Here is a 22664-nt window from a genome sequence, read left to right as displayed (position 1 = left end):
CGCACAGGCAGGGTGCTAGATCGACGGGCGAGCGAAATCCAAAGCCAAAAACTCGAATCTGGCATCCTAGCAGGGTAACCGTAAACGGTCAAGGAAGTTTACGTATACCCACCGTATACCCACATATACCCACACCATGCCATCCGGCCCGGTCCCAGCGGGCCGGCGTGGCTCAGACGCCTTCCAGCGTCTCCAGGATCTCGTCGCCGTAACGCTCCAGCTTGGCCGCGCCGATGCCCGGCACCTCGGCCAGCTCATCGAGGGTGGCCGGGGCGCTGCGTGCGATCTCGGCCAGCGTGGCGTCGTGGAAAATGACATAGGCCGGCACGCCGTGTTCGCGCGCCGTGGCCGTGCGCCACTTGCGCAGAGCTTCCCAGTTGGCGAGCGCATCCTCGTCCATGCCGGCGGTGTGATCGGTGCGACTGCCGCGCGAGGTGGAACGCTCACCGCCACGGCCAGGCTTGGTCGCCTGCCGGCGCAGCGTGATGGTGGTCTCGCCGCGCAGCACCTGGCGCGCCGAATCGCCGAGCAGCAGCGCACCGTGGCCGCCGTGGTCGATCACCAGCAGGCCGTGGGCGATCAGCTGGCGGAAGATGGCGTGCCATTCCGACACCGAGCGATCGGCGCCGATGCCGAAGGTGGACACCTTGTCGTGGCCCCACTGGCGGATCTTCTCGGAGGCATTGCCGCGCAGCACGTCGACCAGGTGGGTGGCGCCGAAATGCACGCGGCTGGCTTGCGCCACGCGGTAGACGCAGGACAGGGCCATCTGCGCCTCGCGCGTGCCGTCCCAGGTGGCGGGCGGCTCCAGGCAGGTATCGCAGTTGCCGCAAGGCTCGCTGGCCTCGTCGAAGTAAGCCAGGATGCGCACGCGCCGGCAGCCGGCGGTCTCGCACAGGCCCAGCAGCGCGTCGAGCTTGGACGAGGACACGCGCTTGTGCGCCTCGTCGGCTTCGGACTCGTCGATCATGCGCTTCTGCTGCACGACGTCGCCCAGGCCATAGGCCATCCAGGCATTGGCGGGCAGGCCGTCGCGGCCGGCACGGCCGGTCTCCTGGTAGTAGCCCTCCATGCTCTTGGGCAGGTCAAGGTGCGCCACGAAGCGCACGTCCGGCTTGTCGATGCCCATGCCGAAGGCGATGGTGGCCACCATCACGATGCCCTCCTCCTCGCGGAAGCGCGCCTGGTATTGCGCGCGCAGCTGCGCGTCCATGCCGGCGTGGTAAGGCAGCGCCTTGATGCCCTGGCCACCGAGCCAGGCGGCGGTCTCTTCCACCTTCTTGCGCGACAGGCAGTAGATGATGCCGCTGTCGTGCGTGCCGTCGGCGTTGGCGTGCTCGGCCTTGATGAAGGCCAGCAGCTGCTGGCGCGCATTGTCCTTCTCGGCGATGCGGTAGCGGATATTGGGCCGGTCGAAGCTGGACAGGAAGACTCTTGCCTCCTGCAGCGCCAGCCGCTCGACAATCTCCTGGCGCGTCAGCGTGTCGGCCGTGGCGGTCAGCGCGATGCGCGGGACGTGCGGGAAGCGCTCGTGCAGCACCGAGAGCTGGATGTACTCGGGCCGGAAGTCGTGGCCCCACTGCGACACGCAGTGGGCCTCGTCGATGGCGAACAAACCCACGCGCGCGCGCTCGAGCAGGTCCAGGAAACGTGGCGTCATCAGGCGCTCGGGCGCCACGTAGAGCACCTCCAGCCGGCCCGCCAGCAGGTCGCGCTCCACCGCGGAGGCTTCGCTCGAGGTCAGCGTGGAGTTGAGCACGGCAGCACGTACGCCCGCCTCCGTCAGCGCTGCTACCTGGTCCTGCATCAGCGCGATCAGCGGCGACACCACGATGCCGGTGCCCTGCCCCGCGCGCTGGCGCAGCAGCGCCGGCACCTGATAGCACAGGGACTTGCCGCCGCCGGTGGGCATCAGCACCAGGCTGTCGCCGCCGCCCGCCACGTGATCGATGATCTCGGCCTGTTGCCCGCGGAAGGCGTGATAGCCGAAGACATCTTTGAGGATGGCCAATGCGGACGACATAGCTGCAGATCGAGGAGACGGGTGGGACGGGGTACGCCGGAAGGCGTAACCATACCATCAAGCGGAGGGGGATTTTGTTCGGATTGTGCCGGAATCAATGGGCGGGAGAGGCATGATAAGCGCACGGCGCCGGCGGCCCGCCACATTGGGAAGCGCGCGGCACGTGCGCGGCGGGCGATCCGCCGATGACACGCAGTTGATGCGCACTTGATTTCGCAGTTGATAGGCAGATGCGCTACGGACGAAAAAAAACCCGGCACGAATGCCGGGTTTTGTCCGTTCAGCGCCAGCGCGGCGGAGGCCGCGCCGGACAGGCGGTGCGTCAGACCGCGTCGCCCTCGCCTTCGGTGGTCGTCGCCTGCACCACCGGCGGCTCGATGAAGAGCGACTGCTCTTCTTCGGAGATCGCCTGGGCGCGCTCGCGCTCGGCCGCCTCGCGCGCCTTGCGGGCACGGTGGTAGGCCAGGCCGGTACCCGCCGGGATCAGGCGGCCGACGATCACGTTTTCCTTCAGACCGCGCAGGTCGTCCGTCTTGCCCATGATCGCGGCTTCCGTCAGCACGCGGGTGGTTTCCTGGAACGATGCCGCCGAGATGAAGCTGTCGGTCGACAGCGACGCCTTGGTAATACCGAGCAGCAGGTTCTCGTGCGTGGCCGGACGCTTGCCTTCGGCGATCACGCGGTCGTTCTCGTCGAGCAGATCCGAGCGCTCCACCTGTTCACCCGGGATGAACTTGGTGTCGCCCACATCCGCGATCTGCACACGGCGCAGCATCTGGCGCACGATCACTTCGATGTGCTTGTCGTTGATCTTCACGCCCTGCAGACGGTACACGTCCTGCACTTCGTCGACGATGTAGTGCGCCAGCTCCTCGATGCCCTTCAGGCGCAGGATGTCGTGCGGGTCCGCCGGACCTTCAACGATCATTTCGCCCTTGTTCACCACCTGACCGTCGTGGACCAGGACCTGCTTTTCCTTGGCGATCAGGAACTCGTGGGCGTTGCCGTCGAGGTCCGTAATCACCAGGCGCTGCTTGCCCTTGGTGTCCTTGCCGAACGAGGTGGTGCCGGTGACTTCCGCCAGCACGGCGGCGTCCTTCGGCGAACGCGCTTCGAACAGCTCGGCCACACGCGGCAGACCACCGGTAATGTCGCGGGTCTTCTGCGATTCGGTCGGGATACGCGCGAGCACTTCACCCACGTGCACCTGCTGGCCGTCCTTCACGGTGATCAGCGCGCCGACCTGGAAGCCGATGGTCACGGAGTGGTCCGTGCCCGGGATCTTCACTTCCTGGTTGTTGGCGTCGAGCAGCTTCACCTGCGGGCGGATGCCCTTGGTGGCGGCCGTGCGACGCTTGGCGTCGATCACCACGAGGGTCGACAGGCCGGTCACTTCGTCCATCTGCTTGGCGACGGTCACGCCCTCTTCGACGTTCTCGAACTTGATGGTGCCCGAGTACTCCGAAACGATCGGGCGCGTCAGCGCGTCCCAGGTAGCCAGCTGCGTGCCGGCCTTGATCGCCTGGCCGTCCTGCACCAGCAGCGTGGCGCCGTACGGGATCTTGTGGCGCTCGCGCTCGCGGCCGTGGTCGTCGGTGATCAGCGCCTCGCCCGAACGCGAGATGACGATCAGCTCGCCCTTGGCGTTGGTGACGTAGCGCATGGTCGCCGTGAAGCGCACGGTACCGGTCGCCTTCGCTTCCACGCTCGACGCGACTGCCGCACGCGATGCCGCACCACCGATGTGGAAGGTACGCATGGTCAGCTGCGTGCCCGGCTCACCGATCGACTGCGCGGCGATCACGCCCACCGCTTCGCCCGAGTTCACCAGCACGCCGCGGCCGAGGTCGCGGCCGTAGCACTTGGCGCACAGGCCGTAGCGCGTGTCGCAGCTCAGCGGCGTGCGGACCTTGACTTCGTCCACGCCGATCGCGTCGATCAGCTCGACCAGGTCTTCGTCCAGCAGGGTGCCCGTCTCGATCGCGGTTTCCTGGGTTTCAGGGTTCACCACATCGGCGACGGTCACGCGGCCGAGGATACGATCGCGCAGGGCCTCGATCACTTCACCGCCCTCGACCAGGGCCTTCATGGCCACGCCGTTGCTGGTGCCGCAATCGTCTTCCACCACGACCAGATCCTGGGTCACGTCGACCAGACGACGGGTCAGGTAACCCGAGTTCGCGGTCTTCAGTGCCGTATCCGCCAGACCCTTACGGGCGCCGTGGGTCGAGATGAAGTACTGTAGAACGTTCAGGCCTTCGCGGAAGTTCGCCGTAATCGGCGTCTCGATAATCGAGCCGTCCGGCTTGGCCATCAGGCCCCGCATACCAGCCAGCTGGCGGATCTGCGCGGCGGAACCCCGTGCGCCCGAGTCGGCCATCATGTAGATGGAGTTGAACGACTCTTGCTTGACAGTGTTGCCGTTGCGGTCGACCACGTCCTCGTGCTGGAGCTGCTCCATCATCGCCTTGCCCACCTGGTCGCCGGCGGCGCCCCAGATGTCCACGACGTTGTTGTAGCGTTCCTGGTCGGTCACCAGACCCGACATGTACTGCTTGTCGTACTCCTTCACCTTGGCGGCTGCCTCGGAGATGATCTTCTCCTTGGCCGGCGGCACCAGCATGTCGTCGATGGCGATCGAGATGCCGGCGCGAGTTGCCAGGCGGAAGCCCGACTGCAGCAGCTTGTCGGCGAAGATCACGGTCTCGCGCAGGCCGCAGCGGCGGAAGGCCGTGTTGATCAGGCGCGAGATTTCCTTCTTCTTCAGCGGCTTGTTCAGCACCGAGAAGGGCAGGCCCTTCGGCAGGATCTCCGACAGGATGGCGCGGCCGACCGTGGTGGCCTGCAGCGTGGTCTTGGGCGCGAAGCGGGCATCGCCCACGGCGTCCTTGTCCACCATCTCATACTCGGTGATACGCACGTTCACGCGGGAAGCCAGCTCGACTTCCTTGTTCTCGTAGGCGCGGATCACTTCGCTGATGTCGGCGAAGGTCATGCCCTCGCCGCGGCCGTTGATCTTGTCGCGGGTGGTGTAGTACAGGCCCAGCACCACGTCCTGCGACGGCACGATCGACGGATCGCCGTTAGCCGGGAACAGCACGTTGTTGGAGGCCAGCATCAGGGTGCGGGCTTCCATCTGCGCTTCCAGCGACAGCGGCACGTGGACGGCCATCTGGTCACCGTCGAAGTCGGCGTTGAACGCCGCGCAGACGAGCGGGTGCAGCTGGATCGCCTTGCCTTCGATCAGCACGGGCTCGAAGGCCTGGATGCCCAGGCGGTGCAGCGTCGGCGCGCGGTTCAGCATCACCGGGTGCTCGCGGATCACCTCTTCGAGGATGTCCCACACCACCGCGGTCTGGCTTTCCACTTCCTTCTTCGCCGCCTTGATGGTGGTGGCGATGCCCATCGTCTCCAGCTTGTGGAAGATGAAGGGCTTGAACAGCTCGAGCGCCATCAGCTTGGGCAGGCCGCACTGGTGCAGCTTCAGGGTCGGGCCCACCACGATGACCGAACGGCCCGAGTAGTCGACGCGCTTGCCCAGCAGGTTCTGACGGAAACGGCCGCCCTTGCCCTTGATCATTTCGGCCAGGGACTTCAGCGGACGCTTGTTGGCGCCGGTCATCGCCTTGCCGCGACGGCCGTTGTCCAGCAGCGAGTCAACCGCTTCCTGCAGCATGCGCTTTTCGTTGCGCACGATGATCTCGGGCGCCTTCAGTTCGAGCAGGCGCTTCAGGCGGTTGTTACGGTTGATGACGCGGCGATACAGGTCGTTCAGGTCCGAGGTGGCGAAACGACCGCCATCCAGCGGAACCAGCGGACGCAGCTCGGGCGGCAGCACCGGCAGCACTTCGAGGATCATCCATTCCGGCTTGATGCCCGAACGCTGGAAGGCCTCCAGCACCTTCAGGCGCTTGGCGAACTTCTTGATCTTGGCTTCGGAACCGGTGGCTTGCAGCTCGGCGCGGATCGTTTCGATCTGCTTCTCGATGTCGATGCCGCGCAGCAGCTCGCGGATGCCCTCGGCGCCCATCATGGCGACAAATTCACCCTCGCCGTACTCGTCGCACTTGGCCAGATAGTCGTCCTCGGACATGATCTGGCTCTTCTTGAGCGGGGTCATGCCGGGCTCGAGCACCACGAATGCTTCGAAGTACAGCACGCGCTCGATGTCGCGCAGCGTCATGTCGAGCACCATGCCCAGACGCGACGGCAGCGACTTCAGGAACCAGATGTGCGCGGTCGGCGCGGCCAGTTCGATGTGGCCCATGCGCTCGCGGCGCACCTTGGCCAGCGTCACTTCGACGCCGCACTTCTCGCAGATCACACCACGGTGCTTCAGGCGCTTGTACTTGCCGCACAGGCACTCGTAGTCCTTGATCGGGCCGAAGATCTTGGCGCAGAACAGGCCGTCGCGCTCGGGCTTGAACGTGCGGTAGTTGATCGTCTCCGGCTTCTTCACTTCGCCGTACGACCACGAACGGATCTTCTCGGGCGAGGCCAGGCCGATCTTGATCGCGTCGAACTGCTCTTCCTGCTGTACCTGCTTAAAGAGATCGAGCAATGCTTTCATTGCAACTCCTTGTTTCGCCGCCGTGCCCGGCTCCAGCCGGGCCGGCGGCATTCATCCTGTGGGAAATCCTTCGCTGGCGGGGCCGCGCGCGCGGCCCCCGCACCGTCACGATCAGTAGCGATCGAGGTCGATGTCGATACCCAGCGAGCGGATTTCCTTCACCAGCACGTTGAACGATTCCGGCATGCCGGCATCGATCGAGTGCTCGCCCTTGACGATGTTTTCGTACACCTTGGTACGGCCGTTCACGTCGTCGGACTTGACCGTCAGCATCTCCTGCAGCACGTAGGAGGCGCCATACGCTTCCAGCGCCCACACTTCCATCTCACCGAAGCGCTGGCCACCGAACTGCGCCTTACCACCCAGCGGCTGCTGGGTCACCAGCGAGTACGGGCCGGTCGAGCGGGCGTGCATCTTGTCGTCGACCAGGTGGTGCAGCTTCAGCATGTGCATCACACCCAGCGTGACCGGACGCTCGAACGCTTCGCCGGTGCGGCCGTCGTGCAGCGTGACCTGCTGCTTGGAGGCGGTCAGGCCCTTCTCCTTGGCGATCTCAGCCGGGTAGGCCAGGTCCAGCATGCGGCGGATTTCGTCCTCATGCGCACCATCGAACACCGGCGTCGCGAACGGCACACCCTTCTTCAGGTTAGTGGCCAGTTCCAGCACTTCGGCATCCGACAGGCTGTCGAGGTCTTCCACCTTGCCGCTTTCGTTGTAGATCTGACCCAGCAGCTTGCGGATCTCGGCTGCCTTGGCCTGTGCCTTGAGCATGCTGCCGATGCGCTCGCCCAGGCCGCGCGCGGCCCAGCCCAGGTGGGTTTCGAGAATCTGGCCCACGTTCATCCGCGAAGGCACGCCCAGCGGGTTGAGCACGATGTCGGCAGGCGTGCCGTCGGCCATGTAGGGCATGTCTTCGATCGGGGTGATCTTGGACACGACACCCTTGTTGCCGTGACGGCCGGCCATCTTGTCGCCAGGCTGCAGGCGGCGCTTGACGGCCAGGTACACCTTGACCATCTTGATCACGCCCGGCGGCAGTTCGTCGCCTTGCGTGAGCTTCTTGCGCTTCTCTTCGAAGGCCAGGTCGAACTCGTGGCGCTTCTGCTCGATGGCTTCCTTGACGGCCTCGAGCTGGGCGGCCACTTCCTCGTCGGCCGGACGGATGTCGAACCAGTGGTACTTGTCGAGCTCGGCCAGGTACTCCTTGGTCAGCGTCGCGCCCTTGGCCAGCTTCTTCGGGCCGCCATTGACGGTCTTGCCCACCAGCAGGCGTTCCAGACGCTGGAAGGCATCGCCTTCCACGATACGCAGCTGGTCGTTCAGGTCCAGGCGGTAGCGCTTGAGTTCGTCATCGATGATCGACTGGGCGCGCTTGTCGCGCGTCACGCCTTCACGGGTGAAGACCTGCACGTCGATCACGATGCCGCTCATGCCCGAGGGCACGCGCAGCGAGGTGTCCTTCACGTCGGAGGCCTTCTCGCCGAAGATCGCGCGCAGCAGCTTCTCTTCCGGCGTCAGCTGGGTCTCGCCCTTCGGCGTGACCTTGCCCACCAGCACGTCGCCCGCTTCCACTTCGGCGCCGATGTAGGTGATGCCCGACTCGTCCAGGCGCGCCAGTTGCGCTTCGGCCAGGTTCGAGATGTCGCGGGTGATTTCCTCAGGTCCGAGCTTGGTGTCGCGGGCAACGACCGACAGTTCCTCGATGTGGATCGAGGTGTAGCGGTCTTCGGCCACCACGCGCTCCGAGATCAGGATCGAGTCCTCGAAGTTGTAGCCGTTCCAGGGCATGAACGCCACCAGCATGTTCTGGCCGAGCGCAAGCTCGCCCAGGTCGGTCGAGGCGCCGTCGGCGATCACGTCGCCGCGGGCCACGTGGTCGCCCACCTTGACAAACGGACGCTGGTTGATGTTGGTGTTCTGGTTCGAACGCGTGTACTTGATCAGGTTGTAGATGTCCACGCCGACTTCGCCGGCCACGGCTTCGTCGTCGTTGACGCGGATCACGATACGCATCGCGTCCACATAGTCCACCAAGCCGCCGCGCATGGCCTGCACAGCGGTACCCGAGTCGACCGCCACGGTGCGCTCGATGCCGGTGCCCACCAGGGGCTTGTCCGGACGCAGGCAAGGCACGGCCTGGCGCTGCATGTTCGCGCCCATCAGTGCACGGTTCGCGTCATCGTGCTCGAGGAAGGGCACCAGCGAGGCGGCGGCCGACACGATCTGCGACGGCGCCACGTCGATGTACTGCACGCGGTCCGGGGTGACCATGCGGGTCTCGCGCTCGGAGCCTTCACGCGCCGACACCAGTTCGTCGGTCAGGTTGCCCTCGGCATCGACGGTCGCGTTGGCCTGGGCCACCACGTACTTGCCTTCCTCGATGGCCGACAGGTAATCGACCTGATCGGTCAGCTTGCTGTTCTCGACCTTGCGGTACGGCGTTTCCAGGAAGCCGTACTCGTTCAGGCGGGCATACAGTGCCAGCGAGTTGATCAGACCAATGTTCGGGCCTTCCGGCGTTTCGATCGGGCACACGCGGCCATAGTGGGTCGGGTGCACGTCGCGGACTTCGAAGCCTGCGCGCTCGCGGGTCAGACCGCCCGGGCCCAGTGCGGAGACACGGCGCTTGTGCGTGATCTCGGACAGCGGGTTGGTCTGGTCCATGAACTGCGACAGCTGCGACGAACCGAAGAACTCGCGGATAGCCGAGGAGATCGGCTTCGAGTTGATCAGGTCGTGCGGCATCAGGTTCTCGGTCTCGGCCTGGCCGAGGCGTTCCTTGACGGCGCGCTCCACGCGCGACAGGCCGGCGCGGAACTGGTTCTCGGCCAGTTCGCCGACGCAACGCACGCGACGGTTGCCCAGGTGGTCGATGTCGTCGACTTCGCCCTTGCCGTTGCGCAGGTTGACCAGGATCTTGATGGTCTCGAGGATGTCCTCGTCCTGCAGCACCATGGCGCCTTCACCGCTGGGGCGGCCCAGGCGGCTGTTGACCTTCATGCGGCCCACGCGCGACAGGTCGTACGATTCCTCGCTGTAGAACAGGCGCTGGAACAGGGCCTCGACGGCTTCTTCGGTGGGCGGCTCGCCCGGGCGCATCATGCGGTAGATGGCGATGCGCGCTGCGGTCTGGTCGGCGGTGTCGTCCGTGCGCAGGGTCTGCGAGATGTACGGGCCCTGGTCCAGGTCGTTGGTGTACAGGGTCTGGATCTGCTTGACGCCGGCTTCGCGCAGGTTCTCCAGCACGGTCTCGGTCAGCTCGTCGTTGGCGTTGGCAATCACCTCGCCCGTATCGGGGTCGATGATGTTCTTGGCCAGCACGCGGCCCAGCAGGTAGTCTTCCGGCACGCTGATCAGCTTGGTGCCGGCCGAGTCCAGGTCACGGATGTGCTTGGCGTTGATCCGCTTGTCCTTCTCGACGACCACGCGGCCGTTCTTGTCGACGATGTCGAAGCGCGCGACTTCACCGCGCAGGCGCTCCGGCACGAACTCGAGCTGCGCGCCTTCGGTCTGCAGCGTGAAGTTGTCGAACACGAAGAAATGCGCCAGGATCTGCTCGGGCGTCAGGCCGATCGACTTGAGCAGGATCGTCACCGGCATCTTGCGGCGACGGTCGACGCGGAAATACAGGATGTCCTTCGGGTCGAACTCGAAATCGAGCCACGAACCGCGGTAGGGGATGATACGCGCCGAGAACAGCAGCTTGCCCGAGCTGTGCGTCTTGCCCTTGTCGTGCTCGAAGAACACGCCCGGCGAACGGTGCAGCTGGGACACGATCACACGCTCGGTGCCGTTGATCACGAAGGAACCGGTCGAGGTCATGAGCGGAATCTCGCCCATGTACACTTCCTGTTCCTTGACTTCCTTGACCTTGCCGGGATTCTCGCGATCGTTGATGATCAGGCGCACCTTGGCGCGCAGGGCCGAGTGGAAGGTCAGGCCACGCTGTTGACACTCCTTGACGTCGAACGGCGGGTTGGACAGGTGATAGGAGACGAACTCCATCCGGGCAAGACCGTTGTGCGACACAATCGGGAAGATTGCGTTGAAGGCGGCCTGCAGGCCTTCTGTTTTGCGACGAGCGGTTGGCGTATCCGCTTGCAAAAACTGGGTGTAGGATTCAATCTGAGTCGCAAGCAGGAATGGAACCTGATGGACCGTCGCGCGCTTCGCAAAGCTTTTGCGAATGCGCTTCTTTTCGGTGAAGCTGTACGCCATGGGATCTCCGAATCATCGCAGGGCTGGCTGGACCTGGCACAGCGCCTGAGGTGTTCAGCGACTGGGAGGGGATTTGGCGGTTGGCCGCTACCAACCTCTGGCTGACGGTGCCCGCACGCTGCGGACCGGAGCGATCGTCGCGAGGCGACGCAATGCCTGCACCGGTCCGGGGACACCCGACCAAACTTGTCTTCTGCAGTCGGTTCAGAAGACAAACATCAGCAACCACCTAGTGTGCCACTGATGTTTAGCTTCTGCTGAGACATCGGGCAAGGCCCGATTTTTCATGCCTCAAACATCACTTTTTGCGCTCCCATGCGGTGAAAAAAACACCCTCCGCAAAAGCGCAAAAAGGCTGGCGCCGGGATTCCCCTTTGCCAGCCCCATTCGCGTGCCGGAAAGGCACGCGAGCACCACTTACTTGACGTCGACCTTCGCGCCAGCGTCTTCCAGCTTCTTCTTGGCTTCGGCAGCAGCGGCCTTGTCCACGCCTTCCTTGACGGGCTTCGGTGCGCCATCGACCAGGTCCTTGGCTTCCTTCAGGCCCAGGCCGGTGATTTCGCGCACGGCCTTGATCACGCCAACCTTGTTGGCGCCGACTTCGGCCAGGATCACGTTGAACTCGGTCTGCTCTTCAGCAGCAGCGGCAGCGCCGCCAGCGCCCGGAGCGGCGGCCACGGCCATCGCAGCGGCGGACACGCCAAACTTCTCTTCGAACGCCTTGACCAGGTCGTTCAGTTCCATCACGGACATCGCGCCTACGGCTTCGAGAATGTCGTCTTTGGTGATTGCCATTTGGAATACTCCTAGATGTGATTCGGTATCGGTATTGCGATCGGGTGTAGCGAGGCCTGGATTGCCTTAGGCTTCGGCGGCTTCCGCGGCAGCGGGAGCGCCTTCTTCCTTCTTGGCAGCCAGCGCGGCCAGCAGACGGGCGAAGCCCGACACCGGCGCCTGCATCACGCCAAGCAGCTGAGCGATCAGTTCGTCGCGGCTCGGGATCGTTGCCAGCGCCTTGACGGCGTTGACGTCGAGCACCTTGCCGTCGTACGACCCTGCACGCAGGACCAGCTTGTCGTTGGTCTTGGCAAAGTCGTTCAGAACCTTGGCCGAGGCCACTGCGTCTTCGGAAATCCCGTAGATCAGCGGACCGGTCATTTGCTCTGCGAGGCCTGCAAACGGCGTACCTTCCACGGCACGGCGGGCCAGCGTGTTCTTCAGAACGCGCAGGTACACGCCTTGCTCGCGGGCCTTGGCACGCAGCTTGGTCAGATCGCCAACCGTGATGCCGCGATATTCGGCGACGACGATGGTCTGAGCTTTCGCGACTTGCGCCGAAACCTCAGCAACGACGGCCTTCTTATCTTCAATATTGAGTGGCACGGTTAAGCTCCAAAACGATGCTTGCTTCCCGGCAGACCGGGTCGCGCACATCAGTCCAAACGAACGGCGTCCGATTGGCCCGAATCACCCGGGCTGGGCCCGGATTCATCAATCCCTTCGGGTGCGCCATCTGCGCTGGCTGGACGGTGGAACGCTGCAACGGGTACGGGACCCGCCGCCGCATGCCGCCCGATTAAGATCGCACCGCCTGAAGCGCCGCGCGACCACCAGCGGTCTTTGATAACCAGCAATGCCTGCCGCGACGCTTGCGCGCCGGCGGGCACCACTGCCCAAAGCCTTGCCTTCCTCGGCTGCCCGCCACTTGGCGGTGCGGCTTGTGGAAGACCGCCGCGGCTCGCGCCACGGCTTGCGATTCTTGTCCGACCGGCGTTATCGGGTCCGGTCGGATCGCGCCGTCAGCCTCAGGCTGCCAGCGAAGCCTGCTCGACGCGCACGCCAACGCCCATGGTGGACGAGACGGCGATCTTGCGCAGGTACACACCCTTGCTGGTGGCCGGCTTGGCCTTCACCAGGGCGTCGATCAGCGCAGCCAGGTTGCTCTTCAGCGCAGCGTCTTCGAACGAGCGGCGGCCGATGGTGGCGTGGATGATACCGGCCTTGTCGACGCGGAACTGGACCTGACCGGCCTTGGCGTTCTTCACGGCCTGGGCCACGTCGGGGGTCACGGTACCGACCTTCGGGTTCGGCATCAGGCCGCGCGGGCCCAGGATCTGGCCCAGCGTACCGACGATGCGCATGGTGTCCGGCGAAGCGATCACCACGTCAAAGTTCAGGTTGCCGGCCTTGACCTGTTCAGCCAGGTCTTCCATGCCGACGATGTCTGCACCGGCTGCCTTGGCAGCTTCAGCCTTGTCGCCCTGGGCGAACACGGCCACGCGCACCGACTTGCCGGTACCGGCAGGCAGCACCACGGAACCACGGACCACCTGGTCCGACTTCTTGGCGTCGATGCCCAGCTGGACGGCGACGTCGATCGACTCGTCGAACTTGGCGCTGGCGCAACCCTTGACCAGGCCCAGGGCCTCGTCGATCGGGTAGAACTTGGTACGCTCGATCTTCGCCTTGTTGGCGGCGACGCGCTTGGAAACCTTAGCCATTTACAGACCCTCCACGGTGATGCCCATCGAACGTGCGGAGCCGGCGATGGTGCGCACGGCCGCGTCCAGGTCGGCAGCGGTGAGGTCAGCGTTCTTCGCCTTGGCGATTTCTTCAGCCTGGGCGCGGGTGATCTTGCCAACCTTGTCGGTATGCGGCTTGGCCGAACCCTTGGTGATGCCGGCTGCCTTCTTGATCAGCACGGTCGCCGGAGGCGACTTCATCACGAAGGTGAAGTTCTTGTCGGCGAAGGCGGTAATCACCACCGGCACCGGCAGACCGGGCTCCATGCCCTGGGTCTGGGCGTTGAACGCCTTGCAGAACTCCATGATGTTCAGACCACGCTGACCCAGTGCCGGGCCCACGGGCGGGGAGGGATTTGCCTTACCAGCCGGAATTTGCAGCTTGATAAAGCCAACGATCTTCTTGGCCATCTTTACTCCAATCCGGACCGCTCCATCGCTGGATGCGATCCTGTTGAGTCGTAACGCGCTGTCGCCTTGCACACCGTTGCCGGCATGCCCGACCTCACGCTCCTCTTTCGGCCCGCCATTGCTGCCGGGCCACGCTCGCCGCCTGCCCTGCGGCTGGCGACGTGCGCAAAACTTTCAAACCGCTCAGACCTTCTCGACCTGGCCGAACTCCAGTTCGACCGGCGTTGCGCGCCCGAAGATGGTGACCGAGACGCGCAGGCGCGACTTCTCGTAGTTCACTTCCTCGACGTTGCCGTTGAAGTCGGTGAACGGGCCGTCCTTGACGCGCACCATCTCACCCACTTCGAACAGCGTCTTGGGACGCGGCTTCTCGACCCCTTCCTGCATCTGGGTCATGATCTTGTCGACTTCCCGCTGGGAAATCGGGCTCGGGCGATTGCGCGCACCGCCCACGAAACCGGTGACCTTGCTGGTGTTCTTCACCAGGTGCCAGGTCTCGTCGGTCATTTCCATCTCGACCAGCACGTAGCCGGGGAAGAAGCGACGCTCGGTGACCGACTTCTGGCCGCCCTTGATTTCCACCACTTCTTCGGACGGCACCAGGATGCGGCCAAACTTGTCCTGCATCTCGGCGCGCTCGATGCGCTCCTGCAGTGCACGCTGCACGCTCTTTTCCATGCCGGAGTAAGCGTGAACGACGTACCAGCGCTTCTTCGACGAGGGCGATTCAGCGGCGGCAGTTTCCTGCTGTGCGTTATCCGTCATGTTCTATTCCTTCATTTCCAGCCGAGCACGAGCGAGAAGATCACCCACTCGATCAGCTTGTCGGCCGACCACAGAAACAGCGCCATGATCACGACGAAGGCGAAAACCAGCCCCGTCATCTGCCCCGCTTCCTTGCGCGTCGGCCAGACGACCTTGCGGAGCTCCCGGTACGATTCCTTGGCGAACCCGATGAAATCCTTGCCGGGGGCGGACGTCAGCGCGACCACCACGCCCAGCGCGATGCCAGCGATCAGCGAGGCTGCCCGCACGTAGGACGGCTGCTGCGCCAGAACATAGAAACCGATGACGCCGGCAACCACAAGAAGCACCGCGAGACCGAGCTGCCATTTGCCGCTAGAGGCATTGACGGTTTCGACGTTGGGATTGGCCATGTTTCGCGAACGAGATAAGCCGCGCCGCGAGGAGGATCGCGGCGCGGCTAAGGATTTGGCAGGGGCAGAGGGAATCGAACCCCCAACCTTCGGTTTTGGAGACCGACGCTCTGCCAGTTGAGCTATACCCCTAGAACAACTGCGGGGTCGACGTAGACGCCAACCCCTCTGGCAACGAGCACGACCGGTTGGTGTCGTGCCCGCTTTTTACTGCTTAGTCGAGGATCTTTGCCACGACGCCGGCGCCGACGGTACGGCCGCCTTCACGGATTGCGAAGCGCAGACCTTCTTCCATGGCGATCGGGGCGATCAGCTTGACGGTGATCGACACGTTGTCGCCCGGCATCACCATTTCCTTGTCCTGCGGCAGCTCGATCGAGCCGGTCACGTCAGTCGTACGGAAGTAGAACTGCGGACGGTAGTTGTTGAAGAACGGGGTGTGACGGCCGCCTTCGTCCTTCGACAGAATGTACACCTCACCGGTGAAGTGGGTGTGCGGCTTGATCGAACCCGGCTTGCACAGCACTTGGCCGCGCTCGACGTCTTCGCGCTTCGTGCCGCGCAGCAGCAGACCGACGTTGTCGCCAGCCTGGCCCTGGTCCAGCAGCTTGCGGAACATTTCCACGCCGGTGCAGGTGGTCTTCACCGTCGGCTTGATACCGACGATTTCGATTTCCTCACCGACCTTGATCACGCCACGCTCGATACGACCGGTCACCACGGTACCGCGGCCCGAGATCGAGAACACGTCTTCCACCGGCATCAGGAACGTACCGTCAACCGCACGCTCCGGCGTCGGGATGTACGTGTCCAGGGCGTCGGCCAGTGCCAGGATCGCCACTTCGCCCAGCTCGCCCTTGTCGCCTTCCAGCGCCAGCTTGGCCGAACCCTTGATGATCGGGGTGTCGTCGCCGGGGAACTCGTACTTCGACAGCAGCTCGCGCACTTCCATTTCCACCAGCTCGAGCAGCTCGGCGTCGTCCACCATGTCGCACTTGTTCAGGAACACGATGATGTAAGGCACGCCAACCTGACGGGCCAGCAGGATGTGCTCGCGCGTCTGCGGCATCGGGCCGTCAGCGGCCGAGCAAACCAGGATCGCGCCGTCCATCTGTGCCGCGCCCGTGATCATGTTCTTCACGTAGTCAGCGTGGCCCGGGCAGTCAACGTGCGCGTAGTGGCGGTTGGCCGTCTCGTACTCGACGTGCGCGGTGTTGATGGTAATGCCGCGCGCCTTCTCTTCCGGCGCTGCGTCGATTTCGTCGTACTTCTTGGCGGCACCGCCAAACTTCGCTGCCAGCACCGTCGCGATCGCTGCCGTCAGCGTCGTCTTGCCATGGTCAACGTGACCAATCGTGCCAACGTTCACGTGCGGCTTAGTCCGCTCGAACTTTTCCTTTGCCATTTCGCGACTCCTGTCTCGGTAGCGATATTGCCAGTGCGGTGTATTTGGTGCCCATGGGCAGGATCGAACTGCCGACCTCTCCCTTACCAAGGGAGTGCTCTACCACTGAGCCACATGGGCGAAACTTGACTTACTTCGATTGGCAGCGGCGCCTGGAGCGGGTGAAGGGAATCGAACCCTCGTCGTAAGCTTGGAAGGCTTCTGCTCTACCATTGAGCTACACCCGCCCGGTTACTACACTTGCTCACCGACGAGCCACTCGCGCCGCCGTACTGCCTTGCGGCTTTCGCGACGCTTGCTCGGCTCGCTGCCTTGCATTCTGGTGGAGAGGGTTGGATTCGAACCAACGTAGGCGTAAGCCAACAGATTTACAGTCTGCCCCCTTTAGCCACTCGGGCACCTCTCCGCAGAGAACTTGCAATTATGGTGAAACTCGCCAGGGATGTCAAGCTATTTTCGAGTCGCGAAACCTGGCGGGTCCTGCTGTCGCACATCGTGGTCCAGCTAGCCGCCGGCTCACAACGCATCACAATCGCGTGCATCGAATGTCGATGCCTCTCACCCTATAGGGGCTCGAAAACGGGCCCTCAGGCGCCTCCTGAGGGCCTGGGACGGGTCGCCCTGGCCTTCCTTCCCGCCGTCGCATGGCGCGGCTGGCAGCCGTTTCCAAGAGCCTGGCTGCTCGCGAACGGCGCGCGCAAAGCAAAACCCCCCAGTCCTTTCGGATCTGGGGGGTTCTGGGAATGGAGAGCCTGGCGATGACCTACTTTCACACGGGTAGTCCGCACTATCATCGGCGCAAAGTCGTTTCACGGTCCTGTTCGGGATGGGAAGGGGTGGTTCCGACTCGCTATGGTCACCAGGCATAAAGGGTTGCTGTGCCGGGGTTGAGCCGTCGCAGCGAATAGGGATGTAGTCTTGGTTGTGAGGTATCGGCACAGAGGCGATACGTCAACCAGTGAAACACACTGGTTATAGGATCAAGCCTTACGGGCAATTAGTACTGGTTAGCTTAACGCATTACTGCGCTTCCACACCCAGCCTATCAACGTCCTGGTCTCGAACGACCCTTCAAGGAGGTCAAGCCTCCAGGGAATCCTCATCTTCAGGCGAGTTTCCCGCTTAGATGCTTTCAGCGGTTATCTCTTCCGTACATAGCTACCCTGCGATGCCTCTGGCGAGACAACAGGTACACCAGCGGTACGTCCACTCCGGTCCTCTCGTACTAGGAGCAGCCCCCGTCAAGATTCCAACGCCCACGGCAGATAGGGACCAAACTGTCTCACGACGTTTTAAACCCAGCTCACGTACCTCTTTAAATGGCGAACAGCCATACCCTTGGGACCGGCTACAGCCCCAGGATGAGATGAGCCGACATCGAGGTGCCAAACACCGCCGTCGATATGAACTCTTGGGCGGTATCAGCCTGTTATCCCCAGAGTACCTTTTATCCGTTGAGCGATGGCCCTTCCATTCAGAACCACCGGATCACTATGTCCTGCTTTCGCACCTGCTCGACTTGTCGGTCTCGCAGTTAAGCACGCTTTTGCCATTGCACTTTAGGTACGATGTCCGACCGTACCAAGCGTACCTTCGAACTCCTCCGTTACACTTTGGGAGGAGACCGCCCCAGTCAAACTGCCTACCATGCACTGTCCCCGACCCGGATTCACGGGCCAAGGTTAGAACCTCAAACAAACCAGGGTGGTATTTCAAGGACGGCTCCACCGAAACTAGCGTCCCGGTTTCAAAGCCTCCCACCTATCCTACACAGATCGGTTCAAAGTCCAATGCAAAGCTACAGTAAAGGTTCATGGGGTCTTTCCGTCTAGCCGCGGGGAGATTGCATCATCACAAACACTTCAACTTCGCTGAGTCTCGGGAGGAGACAGTGTGGCCATCGTTACGCCATTCGTGCAGGTCGGAACTTACCCGACAAGGAATTTCGCTACCTTAGGACCGTTATAGTTACGGCCGCCGTTTACCGGGACTTCAATCAAGAGCTTGCACCCCATCATTTAATCTTCCGGCACCGGGCAGGCGTCACACCCTATACGTCCACTTTCGTGTTTGCAGAGTGCTGTGTTTTTATTAAACAGTCGCAGCCACCAGTTTATTGCAACCCCTTCACCCTTCTGGCGCAGGCCAGTCAAGCTACCAGGGCGTACCTTATCCCGAAGTTACGGTACCAATTTGCCGAGTTCCTTCTCCCGAGTTCTCTCAAGCGCCTTAGAATACTCATCTCGCCCACCTGTGTCGGTTTGCGGTACGGTCTCGTATGACTGAAGCTTAGAGGCTTTTCTTGGAACCACTTCCAATTGCTTCGCGACCTGAGTCGCTCGCCCCGCAGCCTTGAATTACGCGCCCGGATTTGCCTAAGCGCCTTCTCCACTGCAGGGACCGGGACTTCCAACACCCGGACAACCTTCCGCGATCCGTCCCCCCATCGCATCATACGACGGTGCAGGAATATTAACCTGCTTCCCATCAGCTACGCATCTCTGCCTCGCCTTAGGGGCCGACTCACCCTACGCCGATGAACGTTGCGTAGGAAACCTTGGGCTTACGGCGAGGGGGCCTTTCACCCCCTTTATCGCTACTCATGTCAGCATTCGCACTTCTGATACCTCCAGCATCCTTTACAAGACACCTTCACTGGCTTACAGAACGCTCTCCTACCACGCACTTGCGTGCGTCCGCAGCTTCGGTGACTGGCTTAGCCCCGTTACATCTTCCGCGCAGGACGACTCGATCAGTGAGCTATTACGCTTTCTTTAAAGGGTGGCTGCTTCTAAGCCAACCTCCTGACTGTTTTAGCCTTCCCACTTCGTTTCCCACTTAGCCAATCTTGGGGACCTTAGCTGGCGGTCTGGGTTGTTTCCCTCTTGACACCGGACGTTAGCACCCGATGTCTGTCTCCCGTGATTGCACTCTTCGGTATTCGGAGTTTGCTATGGCGGGGTAATCAGCAATAGACCCCCCAACCATGACAGTGCTCTACCCCCGAAGGTGAGACACGAGGCACTACCTAAATAGTTTTCGGAGAGAACCAGCTATTTCCAGATTTGTTTAGCCTTTCACCCCTATCCACAGCTCATCCCCTAACTTTTCAACGTTAGTGGGTTCGGTCCTCCAGTACGTGTTACCGCACCTTCAACCTGGCCATGGATAGATCATCTGGTTTCGGGTCTACACCCAGCGACTGAACGCCCTGTTCGGACTCGCTTTCGCTACGCCTGCCCTAATCGGTTAAGCTTGCCACTGAATGTAAGTCGCTGACCCATTATACAAAAGGTACGCCGTCACCCCCGAAAGGGCTCCGACTGTTTGTATGCATGCGGTTTCAGGATCTATTTCACTCCCCTCCCGGGGTTCTTTTCGCCTTTCCCTCACGGTACTGGTTCACTATCGGTCGATCACGAGTATTTAGCCTTGGAGGATGGTCCCCCCATCTTCAGACAGGATTTCACGTGTCCCGCCCTACTTGTCGTACACCTAGTTCCACAACGCTGTTTTCGCATACAGGGCTATCACCTGCTATGGCCGGGCTTTCCATCCCGTTCTGCTAATAACACTGCTAAAGAGTACAAGGCTCTTCCCATTTCGTTCGCCACTACTTTGGGAATCTCGGTTGATTTCTGTTCCTGCAGCTACTTAGATGTTTCAGTTCGCCGCGTTCGCTTCCCTTGCCTATGTATTCAGCAAGGGATGACCCATACGGGCCGGGTTTCCCCATTCGGACATCTCCGGATCAAAGCTTGTTTGCCAGCTCCCCGAAGCTTTTCGCAGGCTACCGCGTCCTTCATCGCCTGTGATCGCCAAGGCATCCACCACATGCACTTGTTCGCTTGACCCTATAACGAGTGTGTCTCAAGCTCGCGCTTGAAACGGTTCGCTACAGGTTGAGTTCTCGCATTTGTGCCGTATTCCAAGTCATCTTTCGATCACTTAAATACTTTGGTTGATACAATCACAACCCGGTATCACGTTAAACTACATGCGCGTCTCATCAACACGCCGTGACACCTTTACTACATCCCATATTGTTAAAGAACAGCCGATCTGGACCAGGTCCAGTCGCTTGGCCAATGCCAAATGCAAGCACTCAACGCTAAGCGCTTGCATTTGGCTTGTCCAACCCAAGGTCGATGGTGGAGGATGACGGGATCGAACCGACGACCCCCTGCTTGCAAAGCAGGTGCTCTCCCAGCTGAGCTAATCCCCCCTCAGATAACTTGGTGGGTCTGGTAGGACTTGAACCTACGACCCCCGCCTTATCAAGACGGTGCTCTAACCACCTGAGCTACAGACCCTTGGCTGTAACAGCAAACAGACCGATAAGTGTGAACGCTTAACTAGGGAAGCACGCTCTAGAAAGGAGGTGATCCAGCCGCACCTTCCGGTACGGCTACCTTGTTACGACTTCACCCCAGTCATGAACCCTGCCGTGGTAATCGCCCTCCTTGCGGTTAGGCTAACTACTTCTGGCAAAACCCACTCCCATGGTGTGACGGGCGGTGTGTACAAGACCCGGGAACGTATTCACCGCGGCATGCTGATCCGCGATTACTAGCGATTCCAGCTTCACGTAGTCGAGTTGCAGACTACGATCCGGACTACGATGCGTTTTCTGGGATTAGCTCCCCCTCGCGGGTTGGCAACCCTCTGTACGCACCATTGTATGACGTGTGAAGCCCTACCCATAAGGGCCATGAGGACTTGACGTCATCCCCACCTTCCTCCGGTTTGTCACCGGCAGTCTCTCTAGAGTGCCCTTTCGTAGCAACTAGAGACAAGGGTTGCGCTCGTTGCGGGACTTAACCCAACATCTCACGACACGAGCTGACGACAGCCATGCAGCACCTGTGTCCACTTTCCCTTTCGGGCACCTAATGCATCTCTGCTTCGTTAGTGGCATGTCAAGGGTAGGTAAGGTTTTTCGCGTTGCATCGAATTAATCCACATCATCCACCGCTTGTGCGGGTCCCCGTCAATTCCTTTGAGTTTTAATCTTGCGACCGTACTCCCCAGGCGGTCAACTTCACGCGTTAGCTTCGTTACTGAAGAAATGAATCCCCAACAACTAGTTGACATCGTTTAGGGCGTGGACTACCAGGGTATCTAATCCTGTTTGCTCCCCACGCTTTCGTGCATGAGCGTCAGTGACGTCCCAGGGGGCTGCCTTCGCCATCGGTATTCCTCCACATCTCTACGCATTTCACTGCTACACGTGGAATTCTACCCCCCTCTGACATACTCTAGCCTTGCAGTCACAAGCGCAATTCCCAAGTTGAGCTCGGGGATTTCACGCCTGTCTTACAAAACCGCCTGCGCACGCTTTACGCCCAGTAATTCCGATTAACGCTCGCACCCTACGTATTACCGCGGCTGCTGGCACGTAGTTAGCCGGTGCTTATTCTTCCGGTACCGTCATCCCTCCGAGGTATTAGCCCAAAGGATTTCTTTCCGGACAAAAGTGCTTTACAACCCGAAGGCCTTCTTCACACACGCGGCATTGCTGGATCAGGGTTGCCCCCATTGTCCAAAATTCCCCACTGCTGCCTCCCGTAGGAGTCTGGGCCGTGTCTCAGTCCCAGTGTGGCTGATCGTCCTCTCAGACCAGCTACTGATCGTCGCCTTGGTGAGCCTTTACCTCACCAACTAGCTAATCAGACATCGGCCGCTCCTATTGCGCGAGGCCTTACGGTCCCCCGCTTTCACCCTCAGGTCGTATGCGGTATTAGCTAATCTTTCGACTAGTTATCCCCCACAACAGGGCACGTTCCGATGTATTACTCACCCGTTCGCCACTCGCCGCCAGACCGAAGTCCGCGCTGCCGTTCGACTTGCATGTGTAAGGCATGCCGCCAGCGTTCAATCTGAGCCAGGATCAAACTCTTCAGTTCAATCTCCGTGTGGTTTCGCGCAGTTGCCTGCTGAAACCTCGCTCTTTCGAGCGGTCGCTCACTCTCAGAAAACTGACTGGCTCCGTCCGAAGACGAAACCAAACATGTTTACTGTGCGAGCACTGATAACTTGTAAGCTGGAAGACCGAGGTCTTCCGCTTCCCGCATCAAGCGCCCACACTTATCGGCTGTTTGTTTGTTAAAGAACTCACGCGATTCGCTTTGCTTACCGCGTCGCTGCGTTGTCAGCAGCAGAGAAACGAGATTATCAACGACTTTCTACGTTTCGTCAACAGGTTCGAAGCATCTTTTTTGCTTCGGTCAGTCGCGCTTCGCAGCACCACCAACCATCCCATCGACCCCGCAACCCGCGTCGCGCCTGGCTTTGCCGGGTGCTTCGTGTTGCGAGGGGGCGAATATTAGGCCAGTTCCTCCAGCTTGGCAAGTGCTTT

10 protein-coding genes, 6 tRNA genes and 3 rRNA genes are annotated in these 22664 nt (G+C 61.6%); all 19 read right to left on the bottom strand.

Features of this window, described 5'->3' with window-relative positions; genetic code table 11:
* Window positions 1-172: 172 nt before the first annotated feature.
* The gene (recQ, locus tag AC1Z3O_RS00095) at window positions 173-2023 is read right to left on the bottom strand and encodes a DNA helicase RecQ (protein ID WP_483512690.1); all 1851 of its coding nucleotides are present in this window, start codon (window positions 2021-2023) and stop codon (window positions 173-175) included.
* Window positions 2024-2345: 322 nt separating this feature from the next.
* Window positions 2346-6593: a DNA-directed RNA polymerase subunit beta' gene (rpoC, locus tag AC1Z3O_RS00090; RefSeq protein WP_483512689.1), complete on the bottom strand. Its 4248-nt coding sequence runs from the start codon at window positions 6591-6593 to the stop codon at window positions 2346-2348.
* A gap of 111 nt (window positions 6594-6704) precedes the next feature.
* Window positions 6705-10811 carry a DNA-directed RNA polymerase subunit beta gene (rpoB, locus tag AC1Z3O_RS00085; protein WP_483512688.1) on the bottom strand — a complete coding sequence of 1369 codons (4107 nt, stop codon included), beginning with the start codon at window positions 10809-10811 and terminating at the stop codon, window positions 6705-6707.
* Window positions 10812-11228: 417 nt separating this feature from the next.
* Window positions 11229-11606 (bottom strand): 50S ribosomal protein L7/L12, encoded by a 378-nt coding sequence (gene rplL / locus AC1Z3O_RS00080; protein ID WP_071010157.1) that lies wholly within the window; start codon window positions 11604-11606, stop codon window positions 11229-11231.
* 66 nt (window positions 11607-11672) lie between these two features.
* Window positions 11673-12194, bottom strand: coding sequence for a 50S ribosomal protein L10 (gene rplJ / locus AC1Z3O_RS00075; protein ID WP_483512687.1), 522 nt, complete (start codon window positions 12192-12194; stop codon window positions 11673-11675).
* Between the two features lie 422 nt (window positions 12195-12616).
* Window positions 12617-13312, bottom strand: a complete 696-nt coding sequence (gene rplA, locus AC1Z3O_RS00070; protein WP_483512686.1) for a 50S ribosomal protein L1 — start codon at window positions 13310-13312, stop codon at window positions 12617-12619.
* Window positions 13313-13744, bottom strand: a complete 432-nt coding sequence (rplK, locus tag AC1Z3O_RS00065) for a 50S ribosomal protein L11 (protein ID WP_483512685.1) — start codon at window positions 13742-13744, stop codon at window positions 13313-13315. It abuts the gene before it with no gap.
* Between the two features lie 183 nt (window positions 13745-13927).
* Window positions 13928-14509: a transcription termination/antitermination protein NusG gene (gene nusG / locus AC1Z3O_RS00060; RefSeq protein ID WP_071010163.1), complete on the bottom strand. Its 582-nt coding sequence runs from the start codon at window positions 14507-14509 to the stop codon at window positions 13928-13930.
* 11 nt (window positions 14510-14520) lie between these two features.
* Window positions 14521-14901 carry a preprotein translocase subunit SecE gene (gene secE, locus AC1Z3O_RS00055; RefSeq protein ID WP_483512684.1) on the bottom strand — a complete coding sequence of 127 codons (381 nt, stop codon included), beginning with the start codon at window positions 14899-14901 and terminating at the stop codon, window positions 14521-14523.
* A gap of 56 nt (window positions 14902-14957) precedes the next feature.
* Window positions 14958-15033 (bottom strand) — tRNA-Trp (locus AC1Z3O_RS00050).
* A gap of 82 nt (window positions 15034-15115) precedes the next feature.
* The gene (tuf, locus tag AC1Z3O_RS00045) at window positions 15116-16306 is read right to left on the bottom strand and encodes an elongation factor Tu (protein ID WP_483512683.1); all 1191 of its coding nucleotides are present in this window, start codon (window positions 16304-16306) and stop codon (window positions 15116-15118) included.
* 45 nt (window positions 16307-16351) lie between these two features.
* Window positions 16352-16426, bottom strand: a tRNA-Thr gene (locus tag AC1Z3O_RS00040).
* 33 nt (window positions 16427-16459) lie between these two features.
* Window positions 16460-16533: transfer RNA gene (locus AC1Z3O_RS00035), tRNA-Gly, on the bottom strand.
* 93 nt (window positions 16534-16626) lie between these two features.
* Window positions 16627-16712 (bottom strand) — tRNA-Tyr (locus tag AC1Z3O_RS00030).
* A gap of 344 nt (window positions 16713-17056) precedes the next feature.
* Window positions 17057-17170 (bottom strand): 5S ribosomal RNA (gene rrf, locus AC1Z3O_RS00025).
* Between the two features lie 112 nt (window positions 17171-17282).
* Window positions 17283-20160, bottom strand: a 23S ribosomal RNA gene (locus tag AC1Z3O_RS00020).
* Between the two features lie 295 nt (window positions 20161-20455).
* A tRNA-Ala gene (locus AC1Z3O_RS00015) sits at window positions 20456-20531 on the bottom strand.
* An 11-nt stretch (window positions 20532-20542) separates the two neighbouring features.
* Window positions 20543-20619 (bottom strand) — tRNA-Ile (locus tag AC1Z3O_RS00010).
* Window positions 20620-20680: 61 nt separating this feature from the next.
* Window positions 20681-22212 (bottom strand): 16S ribosomal RNA (locus AC1Z3O_RS00005).
* Together the 16S, 23S and 5S rRNA genes with 5 tRNA genes alongside form the textbook arrangement of a ribosomal RNA operon.
* Between the last annotated feature and the right edge of the window lie 452 nt (window positions 22213-22664).

This window comes from Cupriavidus sp. 09_S30 (genome assembly GCF_056930435.1).
Note: the sequence above shows the minus strand (reverse complement) of the source record. Positions and strands in the feature narration are given on the sequence as shown.